The sequence below is a fragment of the Aquimarina sp. AU119 genome, from assembly GCF_900312735.1.
Lineage (GTDB): Bacteria > Bacteroidota > Bacteroidia > Flavobacteriales > Flavobacteriaceae > Aquimarina > Aquimarina algiphila.
The window spans coordinates 71,485-93,479 of the sequence record NZ_OMPF01000014.1 but is presented as its reverse complement, the minus strand read 5'-3'; the positions used below and the strand labels follow the sequence as shown (position 1 = coordinate 93,479).

17 protein-coding genes are annotated in these 21,995 nt (G+C 32.7%); 13 read left to right on the top strand and 4 right to left on the bottom strand.

What is annotated here, in order from left to right; translation table 11 throughout:
• The first annotated feature begins 65 nt into the window (after window positions 1-65).
• Window positions 66-728, top strand: coding sequence for an ABC transporter ATP-binding protein (locus DK442_RS11360; RefSeq protein ID WP_109436001.1), 663 nt, complete (start codon window positions 66-68; stop codon window positions 726-728).
• 191 nt (window positions 729-919) lie between these two features.
• Here DK442_RS11360 and DK442_RS11355 read toward each other — a convergent pair whose 3' ends face one another.
• Window positions 920-2,425 carry a carboxypeptidase-like regulatory domain-containing protein gene (locus DK442_RS11355; protein ID WP_160114132.1) on the bottom strand — a complete coding sequence of 502 codons (1,506 nt, stop codon included), beginning with the start codon at window positions 2,423-2,425 and terminating at the stop codon, window positions 920-922.
• A gap of 215 nt (window positions 2,426-2,640) precedes the next feature.
• Here DK442_RS11355 and DK442_RS11350 point away from each other — a divergent pair, with 215 nt between their 5' ends.
• The 5 genes from DK442_RS11350 (at window position 2,641) to DK442_RS11330 (ending at window position 9,564) form a co-directional block, all read left to right on the top strand.
• Window positions 2,641-4,422 carry an AraC family transcriptional regulator gene (locus DK442_RS11350; RefSeq protein WP_109435999.1) on the top strand — a complete coding sequence of 594 codons (1,782 nt, stop codon included), beginning with the start codon at window positions 2,641-2,643 and terminating at the stop codon, window positions 4,420-4,422.
• A 290-nt stretch (window positions 4,423-4,712) separates the two neighbouring features.
• Entirely contained in the window at window positions 4,713-4,943 is a 231-nt protein-coding gene (locus DK442_RS11345; protein ID WP_109435998.1) for a hypothetical protein, read from the top strand.
• A gap of 256 nt (window positions 4,944-5,199) precedes the next feature.
• Window positions 5,200-5,472, top strand: coding sequence for a hypothetical protein (locus tag DK442_RS11340; protein WP_143919196.1), 273 nt, complete (start codon window positions 5,200-5,202; stop codon window positions 5,470-5,472).
• 415 nt (window positions 5,473-5,887) lie between these two features.
• The gene (locus DK442_RS11335) at window positions 5,888-9,340 is read left to right on the top strand and encodes a DUF6443 domain-containing protein (RefSeq protein ID WP_160114131.1); all 3,453 of its coding nucleotides are present in this window, start codon (window positions 5,888-5,890) and stop codon (window positions 9,338-9,340) included.
• A gap of 14 nt (window positions 9,341-9,354) precedes the next feature.
• Window positions 9,355-9,564 carry a hypothetical protein gene (locus tag DK442_RS11330; RefSeq protein ID WP_109435995.1) on the top strand — a complete coding sequence of 70 codons (210 nt, stop codon included), beginning with the start codon at window positions 9,355-9,357 and terminating at the stop codon, window positions 9,562-9,564.
• An 83-nt stretch (window positions 9,565-9,647) separates the two neighbouring features.
• Here the strand turns inward: DK442_RS11330 and DK442_RS11325 are convergent, their stop codons facing one another.
• Window positions 9,648-13,250 carry a M1 family aminopeptidase gene (locus DK442_RS11325; RefSeq protein WP_109435994.1) on the bottom strand — a complete coding sequence of 1,201 codons (3,603 nt, stop codon included), beginning with the start codon at window positions 13,248-13,250 and terminating at the stop codon, window positions 9,648-9,650.
• On the bottom strand, window positions 13,247-14,134 hold the full coding sequence (locus DK442_RS11320; protein ID WP_109435993.1) for an ABC transporter ATP-binding protein: 888 nt from the start codon (window positions 14,132-14,134) through the stop codon (window positions 13,247-13,249). The genes DK442_RS11325 and DK442_RS11320 overlap by 4 nt, the downstream gene beginning before the upstream one ends.
• 285 nt (window positions 14,135-14,419) lie before the next feature.
• Here DK442_RS11320 and hemB point away from each other — a divergent pair, with 285 nt between their 5' ends.
• From hemB to DK442_RS11280, 7 genes are all read left to right on the top strand, one after another.
• Window positions 14,420-15,394, top strand: a complete 975-nt coding sequence (gene hemB, locus DK442_RS11315; protein ID WP_109435992.1) for a porphobilinogen synthase — start codon at window positions 14,420-14,422, stop codon at window positions 15,392-15,394.
• A gap of 71 nt (window positions 15,395-15,465) precedes the next feature.
• Complete coding sequence (locus tag DK442_RS11310; protein WP_109435991.1) at window positions 15,466-15,852, top strand: permease; 387 nt, start codon at window positions 15,466-15,468, stop codon at window positions 15,850-15,852.
• A gap of 8 nt (window positions 15,853-15,860) precedes the next feature.
• Window positions 15,861-16,271 (top strand): c-type cytochrome, encoded by a 411-nt coding sequence (locus DK442_RS11305; RefSeq protein ID WP_109435990.1) that lies wholly within the window; start codon window positions 15,861-15,863, stop codon window positions 16,269-16,271.
• A gap of 709 nt (window positions 16,272-16,980) precedes the next feature.
• Window positions 16,981-18,066, top strand: a complete 1,086-nt coding sequence (locus DK442_RS11295) for a CNNM domain-containing protein (protein ID WP_109435988.1) — start codon at window positions 16,981-16,983, stop codon at window positions 18,064-18,066.
• Entirely contained in the window at window positions 18,063-18,542 is a 480-nt protein-coding gene (locus DK442_RS11290) for a methylated-DNA--[protein]-cysteine S-methyltransferase (protein WP_370444658.1), read from the top strand. Before DK442_RS11295 ends, DK442_RS11290 begins: the two co-directional genes overlap by 4 nt.
• 230 nt (window positions 18,543-18,772) lie before the next feature.
• Window positions 18,773-19,939, top strand: a complete 1,167-nt coding sequence (locus DK442_RS11285) for a serine hydrolase (protein ID WP_109435987.1) — start codon at window positions 18,773-18,775, stop codon at window positions 19,937-19,939.
• The gene (locus tag DK442_RS11280) at window positions 19,929-20,642 is read left to right on the top strand and encodes a 3'-5' exonuclease (protein ID WP_109435986.1); all 714 of its coding nucleotides are present in this window, start codon (window positions 19,929-19,931) and stop codon (window positions 20,640-20,642) included. Before DK442_RS11285 ends, DK442_RS11280 begins: the two co-directional genes overlap by 11 nt.
• 165 nt (window positions 20,643-20,807) lie before the next feature.
• Here the strand turns inward: DK442_RS11280 and DK442_RS11275 are convergent, their stop codons facing one another.
• Complete coding sequence (locus DK442_RS11275; RefSeq protein WP_109435985.1) at window positions 20,808-21,416, bottom strand: hypothetical protein; 609 nt, start codon at window positions 21,414-21,416, stop codon at window positions 20,808-20,810.
• Window positions 21,417-21,995: the final 579 nt, after the last annotated feature.

Here is a 21,995-nt window from a genome sequence, read left to right as displayed (position 1 = left end):
TCTTATAAATTGTATGTAAAATCAAATGATATAAATATTAATTTTAAAAAATAAAACAAATACAGATGCTATTAAATTTAAAGAATATTTCGAAGTGGGTACATTCTGGAGGACAGAAGGTTTTCTTATTAAAAGATATTAATTTTTGGGTTAATGAAGGAGATTTTATCTCTATTATGGGACCTTCTGGATCAGGAAAATCAACTTTACTAAATGTAATTGGAATGTTGGATGATTTTAATGAGGGAGAATATACATTTTTGGATGAATCTGTTCATACGCTCAAAGAGAAACACCGCGCCAACTTATATAAGCAATATGTAGGATTTGTTTTTCAGGCATACCACTTAATTGATGAATTAACGGTCAAGGAAAACCTGGAAATGCCATTATTATACAAAAAACACAGTGCTTCTGAGCGAAAATCACTCGTTGGAGATATGCTAGATCGTTTTAATATTGTGGGTAAAAAAGATCTTTTTCCTGCTCAGTTAAGTGGTGGGCAACAGCAATTGGTAGGAGTAGCCAGAGCACTTATTGCGAGTCCAAAACTTATCCTTGCCGATGAACCTACCGGGAACTTGAATTCTAAACAAGGAGAAGAAATTATGGAGATCTTTACACAACTTAATAAAGAAGGTGTAACTATTATACAGGTAACACATTCTGAAAAAAATATGGCCTATGGATCGAGAGTGATTAATTTGTTGGATGGGAGTATTGTTTAGGTATTGTTGCATCTCGATAGTCCTGCTGAGTTTATCGAAGTGTAGTTAAAAGAGTCATATAGATCCCAGCTTACGCTGGGATGACAACTTAATAATCATTATTTTAAACATTTTAGTTTTGTCATTCCGGACTTGATCCGGAATCTATTATAATTGTCTTTCTAATCTAAACTGGGATGACAATAATACAATCATTCACTCTCTGGGGCTACGGTAAATTGTTTTATGGCAGCATTAGGCTCAATGATATTATACCCCTTCCAGAATTCTGGGTTATATCTTGATAGGTATTCAGGCCTGATGGACTTGTTTTCTATGCTACCATTATAATCGGTTTCGGTTAAGGATTTAGAATCAAAAACTACTATTTCATATTTAGAAACATTACCAATACCGGCATCGATCTCCAGAGATAATTCATTTTGTTTGCGTTTTCCCTTAACGTGTTTGTTCTTTTCGATTACTTTTAGCGGTCGATCCACACCAAAAAGATTACCCTTTATTTTTTCGAGGTACTTTACCGTGTATTTATTATCCTGTCCTTTAGTAAAAATTGTTGTTCCTTTATAAAGGTTTTCCTGGTAGCTAAGTCCAAGCAGTCTAAAATTGCGTAAGTTTTTTACATTAGTATAATCAACACGCATGATGGCAAAGTCTTCGGTATTTACATATATAGTCCCCTTAAAATCTTCTCTTCTTTTAGGCGAAAAATTGATGATGTATACGCTACTGTCATCCATATAGGTGTAATCAATCAACTCAAACTCATATCGTCCTGATTTACTGATAAAATTTACTGTGGGATCTTCCTGAAAGAACATATTTTTAAAAAGCCCTTCTATTGCCATTCTTCTATATTTAAGAAACTCACTTTTTTCCTCTTTTTTATCATTAATCTCATCTTTGGCTGCTTTGGCTTCCTCACTCTGTTCGAGGATAGAATCTACTTGTACTTTGGTGCCAAATAATCCCGATTTAATTTTTAGATAAGAATCAGGTTTTACATTGTCTTTAAAAATTTTTTCTAACTTTTCTGACATTGCTTCCATAGAACCCGAATTATTTTTGTCGTATAATTCTGCAGCTTTAATGATATTGATTTTTCGTTTTTCGACACTACCATAATAATCACAGAGGGTCTCTATATAATATTCTGATTTTCTTGGGATAATAGTAATCACGCTATCGATAAATTCTTCATTAAGTTCTTCGATGGTAGATTTTTTAAACTCCACATCCAGTTTCTTCATGGTATTAAACTCAGATTGTCTAAAAAACAAGCGCTTTTGCGTCATATCAAAATGATAATTCTGTGCCAATCGTTCCTCGACCTTATCCATGATTTCATCTATAGTATAATTCTTGTTAGACAGGTATACACTTTTTAACTCTATCGCCTTGGGTTGGATATAAATGATACTATCTATTGCGGGCTGTACTGCAATACCTATTTTTTCATATCCCATAGAAGAGATATAGATAGAATCTGCAGAGGCATTTGCCTGATACATATGTATCGTAAACCTTCCTTCTTCATTGGTAATGACCCCATCATTTTCTGATATCTGGATCGTGGCAAATGGTATAGGCTGGTTGGTTTTTTTATCTACCACTTTAGAAGTAATTGTTTGTGCAGAGCCTATAGTACCCACAAGGCCAATTAAAAATGAAAAGATGATGGTTTTATTATATATCATTATGATGAAGTTTATATCAAACAAGTTTCTATACCTATAGACAATATTTAGACGTAAATAGTTGCCTGACATGTCAAATAAATAGTGATTTTGATACTATAACAGGAAGACTATATTAAGAAAGAATTGTTACAAGGGGGAATCTCGTCCTAAAAAAGTTTACAATAGAAATAACAAGAGTACCAGTATTCAGGTGAATTTAGTAGCTTAGTAAAATGAAGCTTAGGTCCAGGCATATTAATTTTTCTTTATTAGTAATAACTCTATTATTATCTAATGCAATATATAGCCAAAAACAACAAGATAGTCTGACTCAATACTATAAACTAAGTAAAGCAGATTCTTTACCAATCCCTATACGATTAGAGTATATAAATTCTTTTTTAAAAGGAGCATATTCATCTCAACAAGATTCCTTGATATATATTGGATTAATGAGAAAGACAAGATTGTTAGGGCAAGTTAAACAGTATGATAGTGCCATTATATATACACGTCAATTATATGATCTGGCAATAGAAAAAAAAGATACATTGTATGTCCAAAAGGCATTGTTGAAGTTTGGTATATATCATAAAAAGAGTAATCAATTAGCAACATCGTTTAAGTATCATACTGAAAGATTTAAACTATCAAAAATAACTAAAGACACAATAACATTAGGGAGAAGTTTATTAGATATGGCTAATATTCAAACTTCATTGGGTGATTTTTCTGGCAGTAAGACTACAGCTATAGACGGTGTAAGATATTTAGAAAAAACTGCTGATCTAAGAAATCTTGCAGGATTATATCATATTATTTCTGTGGCAAATAAAGAATCAAAAAGATATGATGAGGCCAGAAGGTATAATGAACGAGCATTAGCTTTAGGCAAAGACAGTTTTTCTATTAATACCATAGGAATCAAAAACATATTGATTTTTAAAAATACGAAAGCTTTAATATTAGCTGCGGAGGGACAATATCAGGAAGCTATACGCTTATTAAAAACATTGGAATCTGATACTATTTTACAACAAGATAAAAATGAATACGCTAGAGTACTTTCAAATTTAGGGCATTTGCAATGGGTTGATGGTAAGGAAAATAAATATTCTGAAAAATTACTTTTAAAAGGATTAGCTTTACGAAACGAAATAAACGATGTTGGAGGTTTGATGAGTAGTAATATTCACTTGACCAGATATTATTTTGAGAAAGATAGAAGTAAGGCCTTAAAGTATGCCGAAGCTGCTTATAAAAATGCAAAAATACGAGGAGATTTAGTTTTTATTATCAAAGCATTGGGGTATATCTTTAAGTTAAAAGAAAATGTGAGCAAAGAAGCAATAGTATATGATCAAATACATCATAAATTACAAGAGATCAATCAAAAAAATCGAGAAATCTATGCTGTTACCAAATATGAAAACGAAAAACTTACCAATAAAAATGTTATTTTGACCAAGGAAAAAGATAAACTAACCGATCAAGCATGGATTATCTCTTTATTGCTGGTAGTAAGTATGACAGGCGTAGGTTATTATTATTACCGACAACAGATATATAAAAAACGATTTATACAATTATTGGGTAAAGATGAAAATAAGAATACAATTAAAACATCTGCGATATACAAAACAGGAGTTTCATCTAGTATAAGCGAAGAAGCCCTGGAGCATCTACTCACTCAATTACAACAGTTCGAAGATCAGAAAGGGTATCTTACTCCTAATATTAATGCTAAAGATCTGGCAAAAAGTTTTGGTTCAAACTCTAGTTACTTATCTATTGTGATCAATACATATAAGCAAAAGAGTATAAGTCAATATATTAATGATTTACGTATTGGTTTTGCGATTGATAAATTACAATCAGATGCAACGTTTAGAAAATATACGATCAAAGCTATTGCCAAGGATGTAGGTTTTAATTCTTCTGAGATATTTGCTAAAAAATTCTATAAAAATACAGGGATATATCCTTCATATTTTATCAAAAAGCTAGAAATGTAGTGACGAATTTTGAGATTAGTGGGTTGGATAAAAAGGTATACTTCGGCAAGTTCTGCATCGCTTTAGAGATAAATTAATAGTGTGGTGTCATGATGTGTTTTGAAACCGTAGTATCTTCTTATGTTTTAGATCTTTGTAATATAAACATATTGATTATCAGTGTTTAATCATGATTTTCTACTTGTCTTAATATATAAATTATTACCCTGTTTTTTATAAATCACGACTTACTTGCCTTGCATATTGCCCATCTTCCCGCATACATTTGTGGTAACAAAAAACATAGTATTATGGAATCCTACCCATTGTATCTCATCAAAAATAAATTCATATCTGAAATCCTAGAAGCATTGCATATCAAAGCAGACGAATTTGTATATAATCTAGGGCAGCATAATCCTTATGAAATTATACTCTACACATGGATTCATAAACTATATGGTAAAGGAAAATCTGTGGATGAAGCCATACAGTTAATCTATAAAGCCAGGAATATACTGTTTCTTAATTCTAAGTTATAGTATAGTTCTCTCATTCTGTATTTTCTAAAATGATAGTATATCTATTTTTAAATAGATAGATACTAGGATATTTCATGTACTACTTAGATGCAGAATTTATAGTTGATCTGATTAAAAGCTATAAAAACAAAATATAAAAGAATAAAACGTGAAGTGAAAAGAGGAAAACAAAAGATAGTAAGAGGTGAGTTAGGCTTCTTACTATGCAATTGGAATATATCAATAACTAGAAATAATCATCTGAAGGGAAAACAGTATGAATATTATAATGAAACATATCGAAATTATAGAACGTGTTGATCAACTGATTCGACTACAGGCAACGGGGTCGCCAGAGGATTGTTCGGCTCGTTTAGGAATTTCAAAAACCAAATTATATCGAATCATAGGAGTGATGAAAAACTTAAACGCTCCGATTGAATATGATTTTTCTATACAAAGTTATGTGTATGTACAAGAGGTGGGTTTCAAGTTCGGATTTTATACAAAAGAAAATGAGGTCAAAAAGCTAAATCCTTTTGTTGGGTAATGGAAGACGGAAGACAGAAGGTATAGAAGTGAAGAGTGAAAAACGAAAAATGAAAAGAGTAAGATGTCAGAAGACCGAAGTTAGAAGAAAATAGTGTATTCATTGTCAGTCTGAGCCCTTCGACAAGCTCAGGGCAGGCACTGTCGAAGACAGTTTTAAGAAGTTAGATGCTGGAGCTTAGAAAATGAAAAGTGAAAAACACATCATACATCTGGCTTCATACTTCGGACAACTATAAAGCGTAGAGACTCTGCTCCATTAAAACTAAAAAAAAGCTTCCCACTTCGTGGAATAAAAAATATTCAATAAAATTTTCCCAGTCCCGAAAAATGAAACTGGCATCTTTTATTATTGTACCAGGAAAACAAATCATAGGACAAGTAAGATGATAAATAACAAAATAATATATAGCATAGTGATACTACTTATGGGATTGCAAGTACAAGCCCAGGTAGTGTTGTCTGATAAGAATTATGTCCATACCACGGTTCCTCAAACTGCAGTAACGATTGCTGATATAGAGAATGTGAGTTGTACCAATGCCAATGATGTAGATAACACCATCGAGAGTGTTACCTACTATGATGGCCTGGGAAGACCTATACAGCAAAGAGCGATTAAAGCCTCTCCAACGGGTAAAGATATTGTCACCCATATGCAGTACGATGCCTATGGTAGACAAGCCAAACAACATTTGCCTTTTGAGGCGAACAATACTGTTGGAAGTTATAAAACCGTAGATGTCAATATTGATATCAATGCGTATTATAAAAATACATATTCAGACGACTTTCCTGGGATTACGACCAATCTGGAAGATGTTAACGCCTATAGTGAGAGTGTATTTGAAGCTTCTCCTCTAAATAGAGTTACAGAACAAGGTGCACCCGGAAAATCATGGAAAGCTGATCCCAACAGCGATACCGATCATACGATCAAATTTGACTGGGGGACCAATATAGCTAACGAAGTAGTGAATTTTAAAGTAACCTTTACAGGGAGTGATACCCAAAAACCAGCACTGATACAAGATAATTATTATGCTGCCAATCAATTGTATGTGACCATCACCAAAGACGAGAACTGGACACCCGCAGATGGAGACTTACATACGACCAAAGAATATAAAGACAAACAAGGTAGAGTAATCCTGAAGAGAACCTATGCATCGACACCTTCAGCACCCTCAGAAGCACATGATACCTATTATGTCTATGATCGTTTCGGGAATCTTACCTATGTGATTCCACCAAAAGTGAACACCGCAGATAGAGTAAGTACCACAGAGCTTTCCGAATTGTGTTACCAATATGCATACGATCACAGAAATAGATTAATAGAAAAGAAAATCCCGGGAAAAGGAAAGGAATACATCATCTACAACACATTAGATCAACCCGTACTTACCCAGGATGCAAATCTAAGAGCAAAAAGTAGATGGTTGTTCACTAAATATGATACTTTTGGGAGAGTGGCGTATACAGGATTAATAGAGAATGGGAGTACAGTAGCTTTACTACGTAGTCGATTGAGTTCATCTACTTATGACACCTATGAAACGAAAACAACAAGCCCAATTACCATTGCAGGGACGTCAGTATATTATACCAAAGATGCATATCCTGTAAGTATATATAAAGTACTTACTATTAATTACTATGATGATTACACTTTTGATATCGACGGATTAACCCATCCAGGAACAGTATATGGAAAAACGATTGATACCAATATCAAATCTTTACCTACTGGAAGCAAAGTGAGGATATTAGACACCAATGATTGGATTACCACAGTAACCTATTATGATGATCGATCAAGACCAATATATGTAGCTAGTAAAAATGACTATCTAAACACTAGCGATATCATAGAAAGCAAACTGGATTTTGTAGGTAAAGTAAAAGAAACCACTACCCGACATACCAAAGGTAGTAATCCAGCCATAGTAACGGTAGACAAATTTGAGTATGATCATATGGGGAGACTCCTTACGCAAACCCAAAAGATCAATGTACAGGATACCGAACAGATTGTAAGTAATGTCTATGATGCCCTTGGACAACTCAAACAAAAGGATGTGGGAGGTACTTCGACTCCGCTCGGTGCAGGTGATGGAACCCTGAGCGTAGTCGAAGGGTTACAAACCGTAGATTACACCTACAACATACGAGGTTGGCTTACAGGAATTAATGATGTAAATACTCTAGGAAACGATCTCTTTGCTTTTGGGATTCATTATAATACAACCACAGAAGGTTTGGGAGCAGAATCATTGTATAATGGTAATATTAGTGAGACTCTTTGGAAAACAGTCAATGACAATACCAAACGTGCTTATGGATATCAGTATGATGAATTAAATAGAATTGTAGAAGGACGTAATAATGACGGTAAGTATAATTTAAACAATATATCTTATGACAAAATGGGGAATATCCTAACGTTAAATAGGACAGGACATCTTAATGAAGATGCTACTTCTTTTGGAGTGATGGATAATTTAAGATACACTTACGATGCAGGGAACAGACTCCTAAAAGTTTCAGATACTGCAAACAAAACTTTTGGATTTAAAGATGGTACCAATACCAATGATGATTTTGAGTATGACACTAATGGTAATATGATCTTAGATCGCAATAAAGGCATTACAGAGATTACGTATAATCATCTTAATCTACCCAAAACAGTAACCGTAAATAATGCTTTTCATGCAGGGAATATTAGTTATATTTATGATGCCACAGGAGTAAAAATAAAGAAAATTGCAACTGAAGAAAATTCCTTAATAGAAACTGAGTACGCAGGAAATTACATCTATAAAAATGGAAATTTGAAGTTTTTTAATCATACAGAAGGGTATATAGAGAAAGAGGATGATGGGTATAAGTATGTTTATCAGTATAAAGATCACTTAGGTAATATCAGAGTATCGTATAAAGATGTTAATAAAGATGGTAGTATTACTCAAAGTGAAATTGTAGAGGAGAAAAATTACTACCCATTTGGACTCGAACATAAAGGATATAATACACAAAAATTAGCGGAATATCCTTATGGATACAATGGTAAGGAAGAGCAAAAAGAATTAGGGTTAGGCTTTTATGATTATCATGCCCGAATGTACGAACCATCTATAGGAAGAATGATGAATATTGATCCTCATGCAGATAGTTATTATGGAATTAACCCTTATAACTATACTCTTAATAATCCAGTATTACTAATTGATCCTGATGGTAAAGATACTGTGATTTCAATACAAGATGGCGTTATAACAGTCTCTACACAGATTTATATTTATGGAAGTGGTGCAAATCAAAAAGAAGCAAATAAAATGCAAAAAACAATCCAAAATTTATTTGGGGAACATAATGAGTTTAAATTCACAGATGATGATGGTAATGAGTTTGATGTGAAATTTGAAACATCTGTAGATGTATATGATGAAGAAAATACCGAGCTAGCGGAAGGAGATAACCTCATTGAAGTTAAAAATGAAAAGGGAAGATCAGAAGTAAGCGAAATTAATGGAGATACAGGGACTTGGTATTCAAAAGAAAAAATGGCAGGAGAAAACTTTGCGATATATCCTCATGAATTTGGACATTTGGTTGGTTTGAAGGATAGATATTCAGTATTACTTTCTAAGATAGGTATATATAGACCTGACAAAGGATGGGAATCAAATTTTATGGCCGATCATACAACTATGAATGTAGAGCAACGTAATATTGATGGAATTGTAAAAGGTGCAGTTAAAAATTATAATAGATATAAAGAACAATATGGAGATCAAAAAAGCTCTGAAAAACCATATCGATATATTAAGAATACTTATATGAATAAGTTTAGAGGGAATTAAAATATTTATTACTTATGAGAAAAACATTAATTTTTATATCCATTAATGTAATTGGTTTTTTTATTGCATATGTATTATCTCCTCAATGCACTCCATGTATTGGTGACCAATATTGCCCACCATGTATAGGTAAAGAAGAAGGTATTGTTTTGATAGCGTTACTTGTTTTCGATATATATTTTGTAATGAAATATTGGGTTCTTAAAAAGAAAAATAAAAGTTAATACTACTTAACAGAAAATATACTCATAAAAAAATCACGACCGAGACAGCGCTTCTCAATCGTGATTTTTACAACTAACTAAAATTACTCTTCTTCAACAGGCCTTAGGTTATCACCAGAATTCCTGTCGATTAATTTATTATAAGGATCAATACCTGCTTTTATAGGTTTATTATCCGTAATGATAGTAAAGGTATTTTCACCAGGGTGTAACCATTTTCGTTCCAGGTAATATGGATTTTTAAGAGGAACTTCTTGGTCATCTACAATATCTTTACCAAATAATCCAACCTCGATATAATTGGTTTTGTCATCAATACGTTCTTCTTTTCCTGTATCGTCATAATAGATTTTCTGAGCATTAACAGTAAAAGTAGTTTCATAGGTATCATTATCCAGTTTCTTTGTTTTGGCCTGTACGACACGGTTTTCGTATAAGGCTATTTTGGTAAATCCATCTTCTACAGCATATTTTAGAGAATCTGGGGCTACTTTATAAATGGCATTATACAAGTTTTCTGAAGTGGGATACACCCCTTTTTCAAAATTCTTATATTCATTAAGAAAATCTTTGAGCGCAGTATTTATTTTTTCCTCTCCAATAATATCCTGAAGCTCGTACATGACCATAGATCCTTTACGATACCAGATATGCGGTCCTACTTCGACATTGATTAAGGAGCGTTCGGGTTTAAAGCTAAAAGCTCTGCTTCTTAAATAGTCATCCAAAGAATATTTAAGGAAATTTTTGATTCCGTTTTCTCCATATTGATGCTTCATAGTCATAAGAGATGAATATTCTGCCAGTGTTTCTGAAATGATATTGGCTCCCGAGGTTTTACTAGGAGTTACAATATGTCCCCACCATTGATGAGCTACTTCGTGAGTAGTGACTCTAAAGGCATAATTAAAATCCTCGGCTTTATCAAAATTAGCAGCAAATCCAAAATCTTCAGAGTAGGGGATAGTCGTTACAAATGATTGTGCAAAGGTAGCATGCGCCGGAAATTCTACTATTCTTATCACCGAGTTAGGATACTCATAAAAGTTTTTAGAGCAATAGTCTAATGCTACTCGTGTGCCTTCAACAAAATGTTTGAGGTTACGCTTGTGTTTTGGAGAATGGTAAATTTCTATGGCCACCTCTTTCCCGCTAGGAGCAGTCCAACTGGATTTTTCAATATCATATCGGGCGGATACGACATTAAAAAACAGATCGGTTTGTGACTCTAATTTGTAATGATAATATGCCCTGTTATTTTCATTCCATTCCTTTATTAATTTTCCTGGAGCTAAAGCGATTTGATCATCGGCAGTACTTACTACAGCTTCAAAATTGATATAATTAGCATCTTCGTTAAATAGATTCTTTTTAAGGGCTAAAGAATCTGTTCGGGGAGGATAGAGATAATCCAGTTTTTCTAATCCGTGTTTTACACGTACTCCATTATCAATAAGACTTCTTTCAAAATGAAATCTCGGAAAAATACTACTATTAAAGAAAGACCCATTATGTAATACCTCGGTTTCTAAATCATTAGCAAATCCTTTAGTTTCTGATGATACTTCTATAGTAAGCTCTGCTTTTTCATTAGGAAGCATAGCCTTGGGTAGCTTATAAAAATACATTCTATATACCGAGTCAGATACGACGGGATGTAATGATGTACCATTATAAATCACTTTTTTTAGATAGGTATTAGGACCAGGATATTGAATCTCCAGCAGTAAAGTGTCAATCGGAGTATCATAAGAGTTAATGATTTTATATTCTCCTTTTGCTTTTACATTTCGTTCTTTAGGAAATACATCAATATATGCTTTTAGATCTGTGACCTGCGGATGAGCTTGACCAATATATTTACTGTATTTCTTTTCTGCATCAACCTCTACTTCTTCTGCATAATTGCCATCTTCGAGAGTATTGAGTACTTTAAGGTTATAATAATTATATCCGGTTACAGATATAAAAGCCAATAAAATGACTACAAATGCTAAAATAGTCTTGGCATCAAATCTTTGTTTTGCAAGAGATAAACGTTCTTTGGCTGTAGAAAAGAAACCTCGAGTCCAGAGAACTTTACCAATCATCATTAAGATTGAAGCCATCAGAATCCAATATAGATTAAGCCATGTAATTCCTTCCAGATAATGCCCAAATCCATTTAGGTCACTTAAAAAGATCGGAGTGGTTCCTGTAAAAATATACATCGGATTGACGCTTTTAAAAGCAAAAGCAACCAAAAGTGGTAATCCGACATAGATCAAGATAATAATAAAATGACCTAAGAATTTATTATTGACTAATACATGGATAAAAAATGACACCAGAATAGTGGTGATAAAACTGGGAAATACCAAAACAAAATTATAAATGATATACATACCCAGATCATATCTAAAATACCCATTAAAAGTCTGAAACAAAATACCGATAAAAATATTAGCGATAACCAATGTAAAAGCAATACCGATAAGCGATATTATTTTTGAAAAATATAAACTAGAATTGCTAATGGGCAATGCGTCATAAAACACAAACGTCTTGTTACTTCTTGTTCGATGTACCGCTTCACCAGAATAAATGACTAAAATTATAACACAGAAGAAAGAAATAAGTCCGTTGATATACATAACCACATATCGGGTTAGTGGCAGGTTAGGGGTTCCGTACGTTTCATTGGCACTATATATACTAAATATAGAAAATATGACTCCGATAATTAGGAGAATAACAAAAACCGGACTTTTAAAAATAGATAAGAATTCAATTTTACTAAGAGAAAGTAAATTGTTTCGTTCTGTTTTTTTGGTGAATACTTGTGTAACTGAAGATACTAATGATGGAGTATACTCTCCGTTCTCTATAGTATTCTTTTTCTTGCCGGAAAGCAAGAATTTTTTATAATTAAACTTGAAAAAAGTAATTAAAAAAAGAAGTAAGCCTATGCCGAACCATAATATTCTATTGAATAAAAATTTACCATATATAGGAAGCTGGTTTGTATTTAACTCATTGATTGACCAGTATTTTTTAACAAAACTAAAGGCTCTAGTTCCGAAAGGATCTAAGTAAACGCTTAACCATTGATTATCTAAACTTCTTAGTAAATCTCCAGAAATACTATATAATAGAAAAAGACATATTCCGCCAAGATAGATAATGGGCATCTTTTTAAAAAATGCCATCAAACAAAAAAATAGAGATCCAATTAAAAATGCATTGATTTCTAATAAAAATAGAAAAGGAAGCCAATATGATGTAAAATTAAATGAAGTAAAGGTTCCATAATCAGGGCGATCAAGGAACATATTTATACCAAGACCAATAATAATTCCTAAAAGTATAAATAGATTTAATAAAGTAACTATGGTAAAACTCCCCAAAAACCTCCCTAAAACATACGATTTTTGTGTAATTGGAAAAGTAAAATAGGTTTGTGCAGTTTTATGATCCTTATCTCTAAATATCGGAACTCCCATAATTGCAGCATAAAAAAAGATCGAAATAATAGAAACAGGACCGATGATTCCAATAATATTGTTTGGGCTATTTATAAATTCTGGTGTAGAAGATTGCATCAATGCACCCCACATTCCTGCTATGATTAACCCTAAAATGATATAAATCCAGGTAGCGGGTCTTTTTAATCTATATTGTAATTCGAATCGTAAGATTTCTATCATACCGTTACCTCCTCCTGTTCTTTCTTATTGATGCAGTAGAAGTAAAAATCTTCTAAATCATTGTTTATTACTTCAAACCCTTCTCCAGGATTAGATTCGGCATATACATTTACATAAAATTGTCCTGCTCTAAGGTAGTTTGATAATATGGTAAATTCGTTTTCAAGTGTTTCTAATTCTGATTTGTCAATACGCTTTTTAAATACCTTACCATTCAAAGTATTCGAGAGTTCTTGAGGATTTCCTTGTACCAGGATTTTCCCTTCATTAAAAACAGCCATATTTTGACATAGATTGGTCACATCATCCACAATATGGGTACTTAGAATTACAACAGCATTTTCTCCTAACTCACTAAGTAGGTTATGAAAACGGTTACGTTCTAGAGGATCCAGACCAGCCGTGGGTTCATCTACTATGATTAATTTTGGGTTACCTAACAACGCCTGAGCAATACCAAAACGCTGTCGCATTCCTCCCGAATAATCACCGAGGTTACGATCTCTGAATTTGTATAGATTTACTTTATGAAGAAGATCGGCAACATAACCTTTACGTTCCTGGCTGTTGGTAATACCTTTTACCCTAGCAATATGATCAAGCATCATTTTTGCCGAAACCTTTGGGTACACTCCAAAATCTTGTGGTAAATACCCTAGTATTTTTCGCAACTCTCCAGGCTGTTTAAACACATCAATACCATCAAAATCAATTGTGCCCGAGTCTGCTAGTTGCAGAGTAGCTATAGTTCTCATTAAGGTAGATTTACCTGCACCATTGGGTCCCAAAAGGCCAAACATTCCTTTTTCTAATGACAGATTAACATCATTCAAAGCTTGTGTTCCATTAGGATATGTTTTATTGAGGTTTTTTATCGTAAGCATACAGTTGAATTTGCGAGTTAGATATTTCAATGTTAGTAGGTTTTGTTAAGGTTTTGTTACATTATTTGATATATTTTTTAAGTAAAATTACCTTTATAACCAATTATCAACTTGGCTTGAACTAGTACTGTTTTTTTATTTTAATTTGACCAATCAAACCCCACTTTTGAATTTCTATTTTGCATAAACGCGAAAAAATATATTTTGTTTTTAGACAAATTCGAATACAAAAAAAAATAACAGATATATGAGTATCTTTACACATATCAAATTTTACCATTAAGAATGCAACAACTTCGCAGAAACAGAAGACTAAGAACTAATGAAGCGATTCGTTCTTTAGTTAGAGAACATACCATTACTCCACATGATTTTTTAGTTCCCCTTTTTGTAGTAGAAGGAAAAGGAATAAAAGAAGAGATCCCTTCGATGCCAGGGTATTATAGATATAGCCTCGATTTACTTACAAATGAGGTAAAAGAACTTTGGTCTATGGGATTAAAATCAGTATTACTTTTTGTAAAAGTCCCCGATGATCTTAAAGATAATAAAGGAACAGAGGCAATAAATCCAGAAGGACTCATGCAACGGGCAGTTAAAACAGTGAAGGAGGCTGCTCCAGATATACTAGTAATGACCGATGTAGCATTAGATCCATATTCTTCATACGGGCATGATGGGATTGTAGAGAAAGGGTATATCATCAATGATGAAACCTGCAAAGTTTTGGCAGAGATGTCTTTGTCACATGCTCAGGCAGGTGCAGATTTTGTTGCACCTAGTGATATGATGGACGGACGAATTTTGGCCATTCGGGAAGTATTAGAAAAAGAGAGTTTTAAACAAACGGGGATCATGAGTTATAGTGCGAAATATGCATCAGCCTTTTATGGACCTTTTAGAGATGCACTGGATTCTGCTCCCGGATTTGGAGATAAAAAGACATATCAAATGGATTTTTCTAATCGGGATGAAGCGATCAAAGAAACGCTTATGGATATCGATGAAGGTGCAGATATTGTCATGGTAAAACCTGGTCTTTGTTATCTGGATATCGTAAGAGATGTAAGAGATGCAGTAGATGTTCCTGTAGCTGTATATCAAGTAAGTGGAGAATATGCAATGGTGAAAGCAGCAGCAGAAAAAGGATGGTTAGACCATGATACTGTCATGTTAGAACAGATTATGGCATTCAAAAGAGCAGGAGCGCATATTATCGCTAGTTATTTTGCAAAAGATATTGTTAAGCTTTTGAGTTAAGACAAATGTCGTTTGTGCATAACAAGTTTGAAATAAATTAAATGGGGTTAATAAAATAAAACTATGATTTTATGGTAAGCAGAGATAGATTATATCAGACCTTTGGAGAATTACTTTATGTAATTGCAATGAGTGATGGGGTTATTCAGAAAGAAGAAGTCGAAACACTCGAAGAAATTTTGAAAGGACATCCAAAAGGAGCGGTAATCAAGTGGTCTTTTGATTATGAAAATAAAAATCAAAATGATATAGAAACCCTATACAAGAAAGTAATAGAAGTGTTTTCTGATAATGGACCCGATGAAGAGTATGAATTTATGCTTTACGCACTTGCCAAAATTGCAGATGCAAGTGAGGGAATGAATAGCAAAGAAGAAAAAGTGATTACTAATTTTTCAAGAGATTTATTAGAACGCTTTAAAAATGATATCGAAAAGATTAAAGAAAAATATAGTTAAAACCTTTCATGAATTACATAAATAAAATCGGAGTACTGTTTGGAATAGTACTATTATTTTCAACAAGTTGTCAATCAGAAAAAAAAGATAAAGAAAAGATAAAAATAGGGACAAAGAAAGAGAAAATTTCTTCTTTTGATTTGGGAAAAAGTGTTTTTAATGGAAAAGGGAAGTGCTATACGTGCCATAAAATTGATAAGAAATCTATAGGCCCCGGAGTTATCGATATTATAAAGATATATGAAGAACAAAATGGGGATCTAATTGCATTCTTAAAACAAGAAGCAGAACCTATTGTGGATCCAGAAACTTATGCGGTGATGAAAACCAATTTTGCTATTATCAAAACATTCACAGAAGAAGAACTTAAAGCGGTGACTGTGTATATGAATGAGATGGGTAAAGGTAAAACCGAATGATTGCTTAAGATATTAAGAATACAGATATATGGTTCGAAACGTTAATGAAATTAAACTTTCTGATTACATATGTTGGTAAGAACAAGAACATAAGGATGTATGAAATCAATTTTCCTAATTATATTTAATACAAAAAGAACTTTAGAGTATTTAGATAATCAAGATGAGGTAAATCTCAATATCAAGAGCATATTTCTATTCTTTTTTTATGGGATGATTGTGTTTTTTTTGAAAATCGATGTAAACACTATTTTGATTAATCCTTATCTTGATTTTGTACTTATCGTGTTTGTTTTTATATTCTTTGGGGTATTATTTAGTTTAATCTTACACAAGATCAATATGTGGTTATCAGGTAATGGAAGTTATGCAGATATACAATCAGTTATTTCGCATACATCAGTGCCTATAACCATAAGCCTAATTATTGTTTTCTTTTCAAAAAGATTCTTTTTCAAGGATTTAGATTTTAATTGGAATATGATTTTTTATATAGGTTGGCTAATTGCTATGAAAATTATAATTCAAGGTTTTTTCAAGTACAATAATTCAAGTTATATTAAAACTATAATTAATCTTATTCCATTGATTTTGTTTTACATCGGGCTTTTGCTAATACGATTAAATTGATTATAAATAAATTTATTTTGTAGATTCAATGCCGAATAGAGAAGGAATTAGTTAATTTAGTATCTTCAATAAAACAACAATGACCTTACTAATTATTTACGCCGTACTTTCTATTTTCTTTTCGTTTTTATGTTCAATATTAGAAGCAGTATTGCTTAGTGTAACTCCGACATTTATTAATGTTAAAAAGAAAGAAGGAAAATCGTATGCAACTACATTAGAGAATCTAAAAAAAGATGTAGACCAACCACTTATTGCCATTCTTACCTTAAACACAATTGCCCACACTGTTGGAGCAATTTTAGTGGGAGTACAAGCAGAGCAATTACCATATAAGTATGAAATTTTTGGGGTTAATATGGTAGGGATTGTCTCTACTATCATGACATTACTGATTCTGGTATTGTCAGAAATTATTCCCAAAACTATTGGAGCTACATTTTGGAAGCAATTGGCAAATTTTACTTCTAAAGCACTGGTTATTTTAATAGCTCCTTTAAAATATACAGGAATCTTGTGGATATTACGACTTACTACCAAGCTTATTGGAGGTAAAGGCCATCATGGATCAGTATTGAGTAGAGAGGATTTTACAGCAATGACAGATATTGCCGAAGAAGAAGGAGTTTTTGAAGAGTCAGAATCAAAAGTGATCAAAAATCTATTAAATTTTAAAAAGATTTTCACCAAAGATGTAATGACTCCAAGAACAGTAATGAAAACTGCATCAGAAAAAACCACAGTCGAAGAATTTTTTAATGAGAATCAAAACCTTCGTTTTTCAAGAATACCTATTTATAATGAGAAAGCGGATAATATCACGGGACAGGTATTAAAAGATGAGATTTTTAAAGAAATGGCCAATCAAAATGGTCATAAAACCTTGGCAGATATAAAAAGACCTATAATTTTCACAACGAGAAACCTACCGATTCCAGATTTATTTAATGAATTGATTCAAACCAAAAATCATATAGCATTGGTTGTTGATGAATATGGTTCAATAAGTGGTTTGGTAACTATGGAAGACGTAATTGAGACCCTTTTAGGATTAGAGATCGTTGATGAAAGTGATACCGAAACTGATATGCAGGTACTTGCTCGTAAGAATTGGGAAAGCCGCGCCCGACGCCTAGGGATTTTAGACGACAAAAAAGAAGAATGATAGAAGAAGTGTATATAGATACTCCATTAGGGATTGCTACTATAACAGGAAATAAGGATGGAATAACTAGTGTTTCTGTTACCAAAGAATCTACAAATACACCTTCGATTGATATACCTTCTCATTTACAGAATGCAGTTTCTCAATTACACGAATATTTTGAAGGAAAACGCACTGATTTTAATCTTGTTTTAAATCCTGAGGGTACTGATTTTCAAAAAAAAGTCTGGAATGAATTACTTCATATTCCCTTTGGTAAAACTGCTACATATTTGGATATGGCCAAACGATTAGGAGATCCAAAATGTATACGTGCAGCAGCAAGTGCTAATGGTAAGAATCCATTGTGGATTATTATACCTTGTCATAGGGTGATTGGAAGTGATGGATCGCTTACAGGGTATGCAGGAGGACTATGGCGAAAAAAATGGCTGCTAGATCATGAAAATCCAGTAAAGCAACAATCGTTGTTCTAAAAATTCCTTTTTTATAACCTAAACCTAAAACAATATTGTCATAGAAATATTCAGTTTCAAAAAATGAAACTGAGATGTTCTATTATTGTGGTTTAATCCTATAAATCATAAAAACTTTAGAGCTTTTAAATTTTTGTAGTGGTTATTTATGTGCAATTAATTTTCATACATTAGCTATAAACAAGGTACTTGTTTGGCAAATGATCATATAAACTCAATCTTACATAGAAATGATAAAACGTATACTTAAATTTCTTCTTAAAAGTTTTCTAATTATTATTCTCCTTTGCGTAGCACTATTATATATTTTTGATTACGATTATATCCTAAAAGGAGTAAGAGTGGTATATATGACTGGGCATACTACAGCATATATAGATGATTATCCACATTTTGATAACCGTAAAATAGAAAAAGGAAATAGTACATCTGCTTGGGCTGTTCATCCAGATTATAATAAGGCAAAATCTACTGATAAATTGGATGCAATTAATGAACAACTTGGAACTGTTGCTTTTATGATTGTTAAGAATGATAGTATTTGGTATGAAAATTATGCCGAAGGATATAATAAAGATTCAAAAACTAATTCTTTCTCTATGGCAAAAAGCTTGGTGACAGGGATGCTCGGTAAAGCAATAATGGATGGTCATATAAAAAGTCTAGATCAACCTTTAGGAGACTTTTTCCCTGAATTTTCTAAGGGACTTGCAGCAAAAACAACAGTAGGAGATCTTTCTTCTATGTCATCGGGTCTTAATTGGACAGAACACTACACAAGTCCATTTTCTATTACAGCAAGGGTATACTATGATCCCAATATTAGAGATGTAATGTTAGGATTAGAAGTGGTAGACGAGCCGGGAAAAAAATTCAAATATCTTAGCGGAAATACTCAGTTATTAGGTATGGTGATTGAGAAAGCTACGGGCCAACAATTATCATCATATTTAAGTCAAAGTTTCTGGAAACCTTTAGGGATGCAGCAGGATGCAATCTGGCAATTAGATAGTGATGATAGCGGTATGGAGAAAGCATATTGTTGTGTAGCAAGTAATGCAAGAGATTTTGCACGTTTCGGGATGTTGTTTAAGAATAAAGGTGTTTTTGAGGGAGAGCAAATACTACCCGAAGAATTTACTGAAATAGCAACTAGAGCGAGATTTGAAGATGGCGAAATGTATGGGTATGGCTTTTGGTTATCAGATCATTTGGACAAGAAGATATTTGCAATGAGAGGTATTTTGGGACAGTACGTAATTTGCATACCAGAAGATAATATTATGATAGTTAGATTAGGTCATAACAGAGGTCAGTTTGTTCCAGGAGAATCATTTACAGAAGATTTCTTTGTCTTCATTGAAGAAGCATATAAAATGTTGGAGAATGCTTCATAAACTTAATTTAGAGCATATCCTGTTTTTGGATATAGAAACAGTTCCTGAGCATAAAGATTTTGAAGAACTCAGTGAAGAAATGAAATATCTCTGGGCGGATAAAACTAAATATCAACGTAAAGAAGAATTCTCTCCAGAAGAGTTTTATGAACGAGCTGGTATCTGGGCAGAGTTTGGCAAGATAGTGTGTATATCAGTTGGGTATTTTACGTCCAAAGGAGAAACGAGGTCTTTTAGAACTACCTCCTTTTTTGGAGAAGAAAAACAACTATTGATAGATTTTAAGAATTTAATAGAAACTCATTTTAGCAGGCCGCATCATTTACTTTGTGCTCATAACGGAAAAGAGTTTGACTTCCCTTATATCGCCCGTAGGATGATTATTCATAATATATCACTACCTCACAAGCTTAATCTCTTTGGTAAAAAACCCTGGGAAGTACCACATTTAGACACTTTAGATTTATGGAAATTCGGAGATTACAAACATTATACTTCTTTAAAATTACTTACCGGTATTCTGGGAATTCCCTCTCCAAAAGATGATATAGATGGTAGTCAGGTACGACAGGTTTTTTATGAAGAAGAGGATATCGATCGCATTGTGATTTATTGTGAAAAAGATACTGTTGCTGTAGCCCAAATTTTGCTGCGTCTTCGACAAGAGGAACTATTAGATGATGATGAAGTGATATCTGTGTAAAGTACTTTGACTTCTTATATTATTGTATTTTAAAGAAGAAGATCTACAGTAGTTAACTTTTGATATGGAAAAGAAAGGAAACAAGTCCTTTCTTATTCCATAATTTTGCTAAATCATGACGTAGTGCTTACGAAGTCAAGTTGATAAAACGGGGTAACAATTTCTTTATAAAAAATCAGCTTCATTAAGAAGAGTATAGGTGAATTTGTTTCCAAATGCTTTCTCACCGTTTTTACATTTATTCATGAACTCATTAAAATGTCTGGAGTCTGCAAAAACCTGACAACCTGCAGAATATGCAGGGTTATTATCAGTACCCCAATTACCATTTCTCGGTCCTCTATGAATATTGATACCAAACCTACCTGTTTGTATGGTATCTGGTTGTAAAGCTAATGTGCCATTTTTGTCATTGTCACGATATACAGAAACGTCTGCTAATCTTTGACATAATGCATAATATCGTCCATTATGTTTATCGATTTTATATGTGCTTTTATATTGGCCTTCTAATAAAATAGCTGTCCCTTTAGGATTGAGAGGCTTTTTTAGATAAAAAATACTTGGATCGGTGGTGATAGGATAATATGAGATATGCCAATGGTTAAGAAAGTTATGAAAGATAACCAGAGTGTCATCAAATTTATCGGGAACTATGTTCTTATTTCGTATTCCAACTATATTTAGATTCCAATCGATTGCGGGAGTATTATAAACTCTATATCCTTTTTGATCCATTACCGAAAGTATTTTTTCTATAGGAGGTGTAATCATTTTTTTTGTTTTATGGTTGGTTTTAAAGCATAAAATATTGGAAAAAGAAACAAGTCTTTTATTTGCTTATATACAAAAATGTGGGGAAGAAGTATTTACGAAGTATCTAACTAATATACAGATTCTATTGCTAAACACAAATGTTTTCAAGAGAAAATTCTTGTAAAGTTGTTTTGTGAAGTTTATATCAGTTTTTTTTAAAATTTGATATGTAGAGATTATGTACTATAATAAATAAAAAAAAATCCCCTCTCCTCAGAGAAGGGATTCAGTAATTATATACCTGTTGTGTCCCCCAACACACTCGAACTATATGCTGATACTACAGCTAAATTCGATAATTTCCCTTCGATATAATTACTAGCAAGCAGGCGAAAAATTTCCGCACTGTTAATGCTATTATTTCTTTCTAGTATTTTCATTAAAAATGACATTGCTTAATGTCAAAAAAATTAATGAAATAATACTAAGCTATTGTATAGAATAAATACTAAATGTTAAAATGATGTGTGTGAGGTTGTGAAGCTACTTTGAATGGGCGAATATAGAGATTTATCTTAAGAAATCACATTTTTATTA

Excerpts from the sequence above, each read along its gene's own strand:
- DK442_RS11360 (WP_109436001.1), top strand. The coding sequence starts at position 66 with ATGCTATTAAATTTAAAGAATATTTCGAAGTGGGTACATTCTGGAGGA.
- DK442_RS11355 (WP_160114132.1), bottom strand. The coding sequence starts at position 2,425 with ATGATATATAATAAAACCATCATCTTTTCATTTTTAATTGGCCTTGTG.
- DK442_RS11350 (WP_109435999.1), top strand. The coding sequence starts at position 2,641 with ATGAAGCTTAGGTCCAGGCATATTAATTTTTCTTTATTAGTAATAACT.
- DK442_RS11345 (WP_109435998.1), top strand. The coding sequence starts at position 4,713 with ATGGAATCCTACCCATTGTATCTCATCAAAAATAAATTCATATCTGAA.
- DK442_RS11340 (WP_143919196.1), top strand. The coding sequence starts at position 5,200 with ATGAATATTATAATGAAACATATCGAAATTATAGAACGTGTTGATCAA.
- DK442_RS11330 (WP_109435995.1), top strand. The coding sequence starts at position 9,355 with ATGAGAAAAACATTAATTTTTATATCCATTAATGTAATTGGTTTTTTT.
- DK442_RS11325 (WP_109435994.1), bottom strand. The coding sequence starts at position 13,250 with ATGATAGAAATCTTACGATTCGAATTACAATATAGATTAAAAAGACCC.
- DK442_RS11320 (WP_109435993.1), bottom strand. The coding sequence starts at position 14,134 with ATGCTTACGATAAAAAACCTCAATAAAACATATCCTAATGGAACACAA.
- hemB (WP_109435992.1), top strand. The coding sequence starts at position 14,420 with ATGCAACAACTTCGCAGAAACAGAAGACTAAGAACTAATGAAGCGATT.
- DK442_RS11310 (WP_109435991.1), top strand. The coding sequence starts at position 15,466 with ATGGTAAGCAGAGATAGATTATATCAGACCTTTGGAGAATTACTTTAT.
- DK442_RS11305 (WP_109435990.1), top strand. The coding sequence starts at position 15,861 with ATGAATTACATAAATAAAATCGGAGTACTGTTTGGAATAGTACTATTA.
- DK442_RS11295 (WP_109435988.1), top strand. The coding sequence starts at position 16,981 with ATGACCTTACTAATTATTTACGCCGTACTTTCTATTTTCTTTTCGTTT.
- DK442_RS11290 (WP_370444658.1), top strand. The coding sequence starts at position 18,063 with ATGATAGAAGAAGTGTATATAGATACTCCATTAGGGATTGCTACTATA.
- DK442_RS11285 (WP_109435987.1), top strand. The coding sequence starts at position 18,773 with ATGATAAAACGTATACTTAAATTTCTTCTTAAAAGTTTTCTAATTATT.
- DK442_RS11280 (WP_109435986.1), top strand. The coding sequence starts at position 19,929 with ATGCTTCATAAACTTAATTTAGAGCATATCCTGTTTTTGGATATAGAA.
- DK442_RS11275 (WP_109435985.1), bottom strand. The coding sequence starts at position 21,416 with ATGATTACACCTCCTATAGAAAAAATACTTTCGGTAATGGATCAAAAA.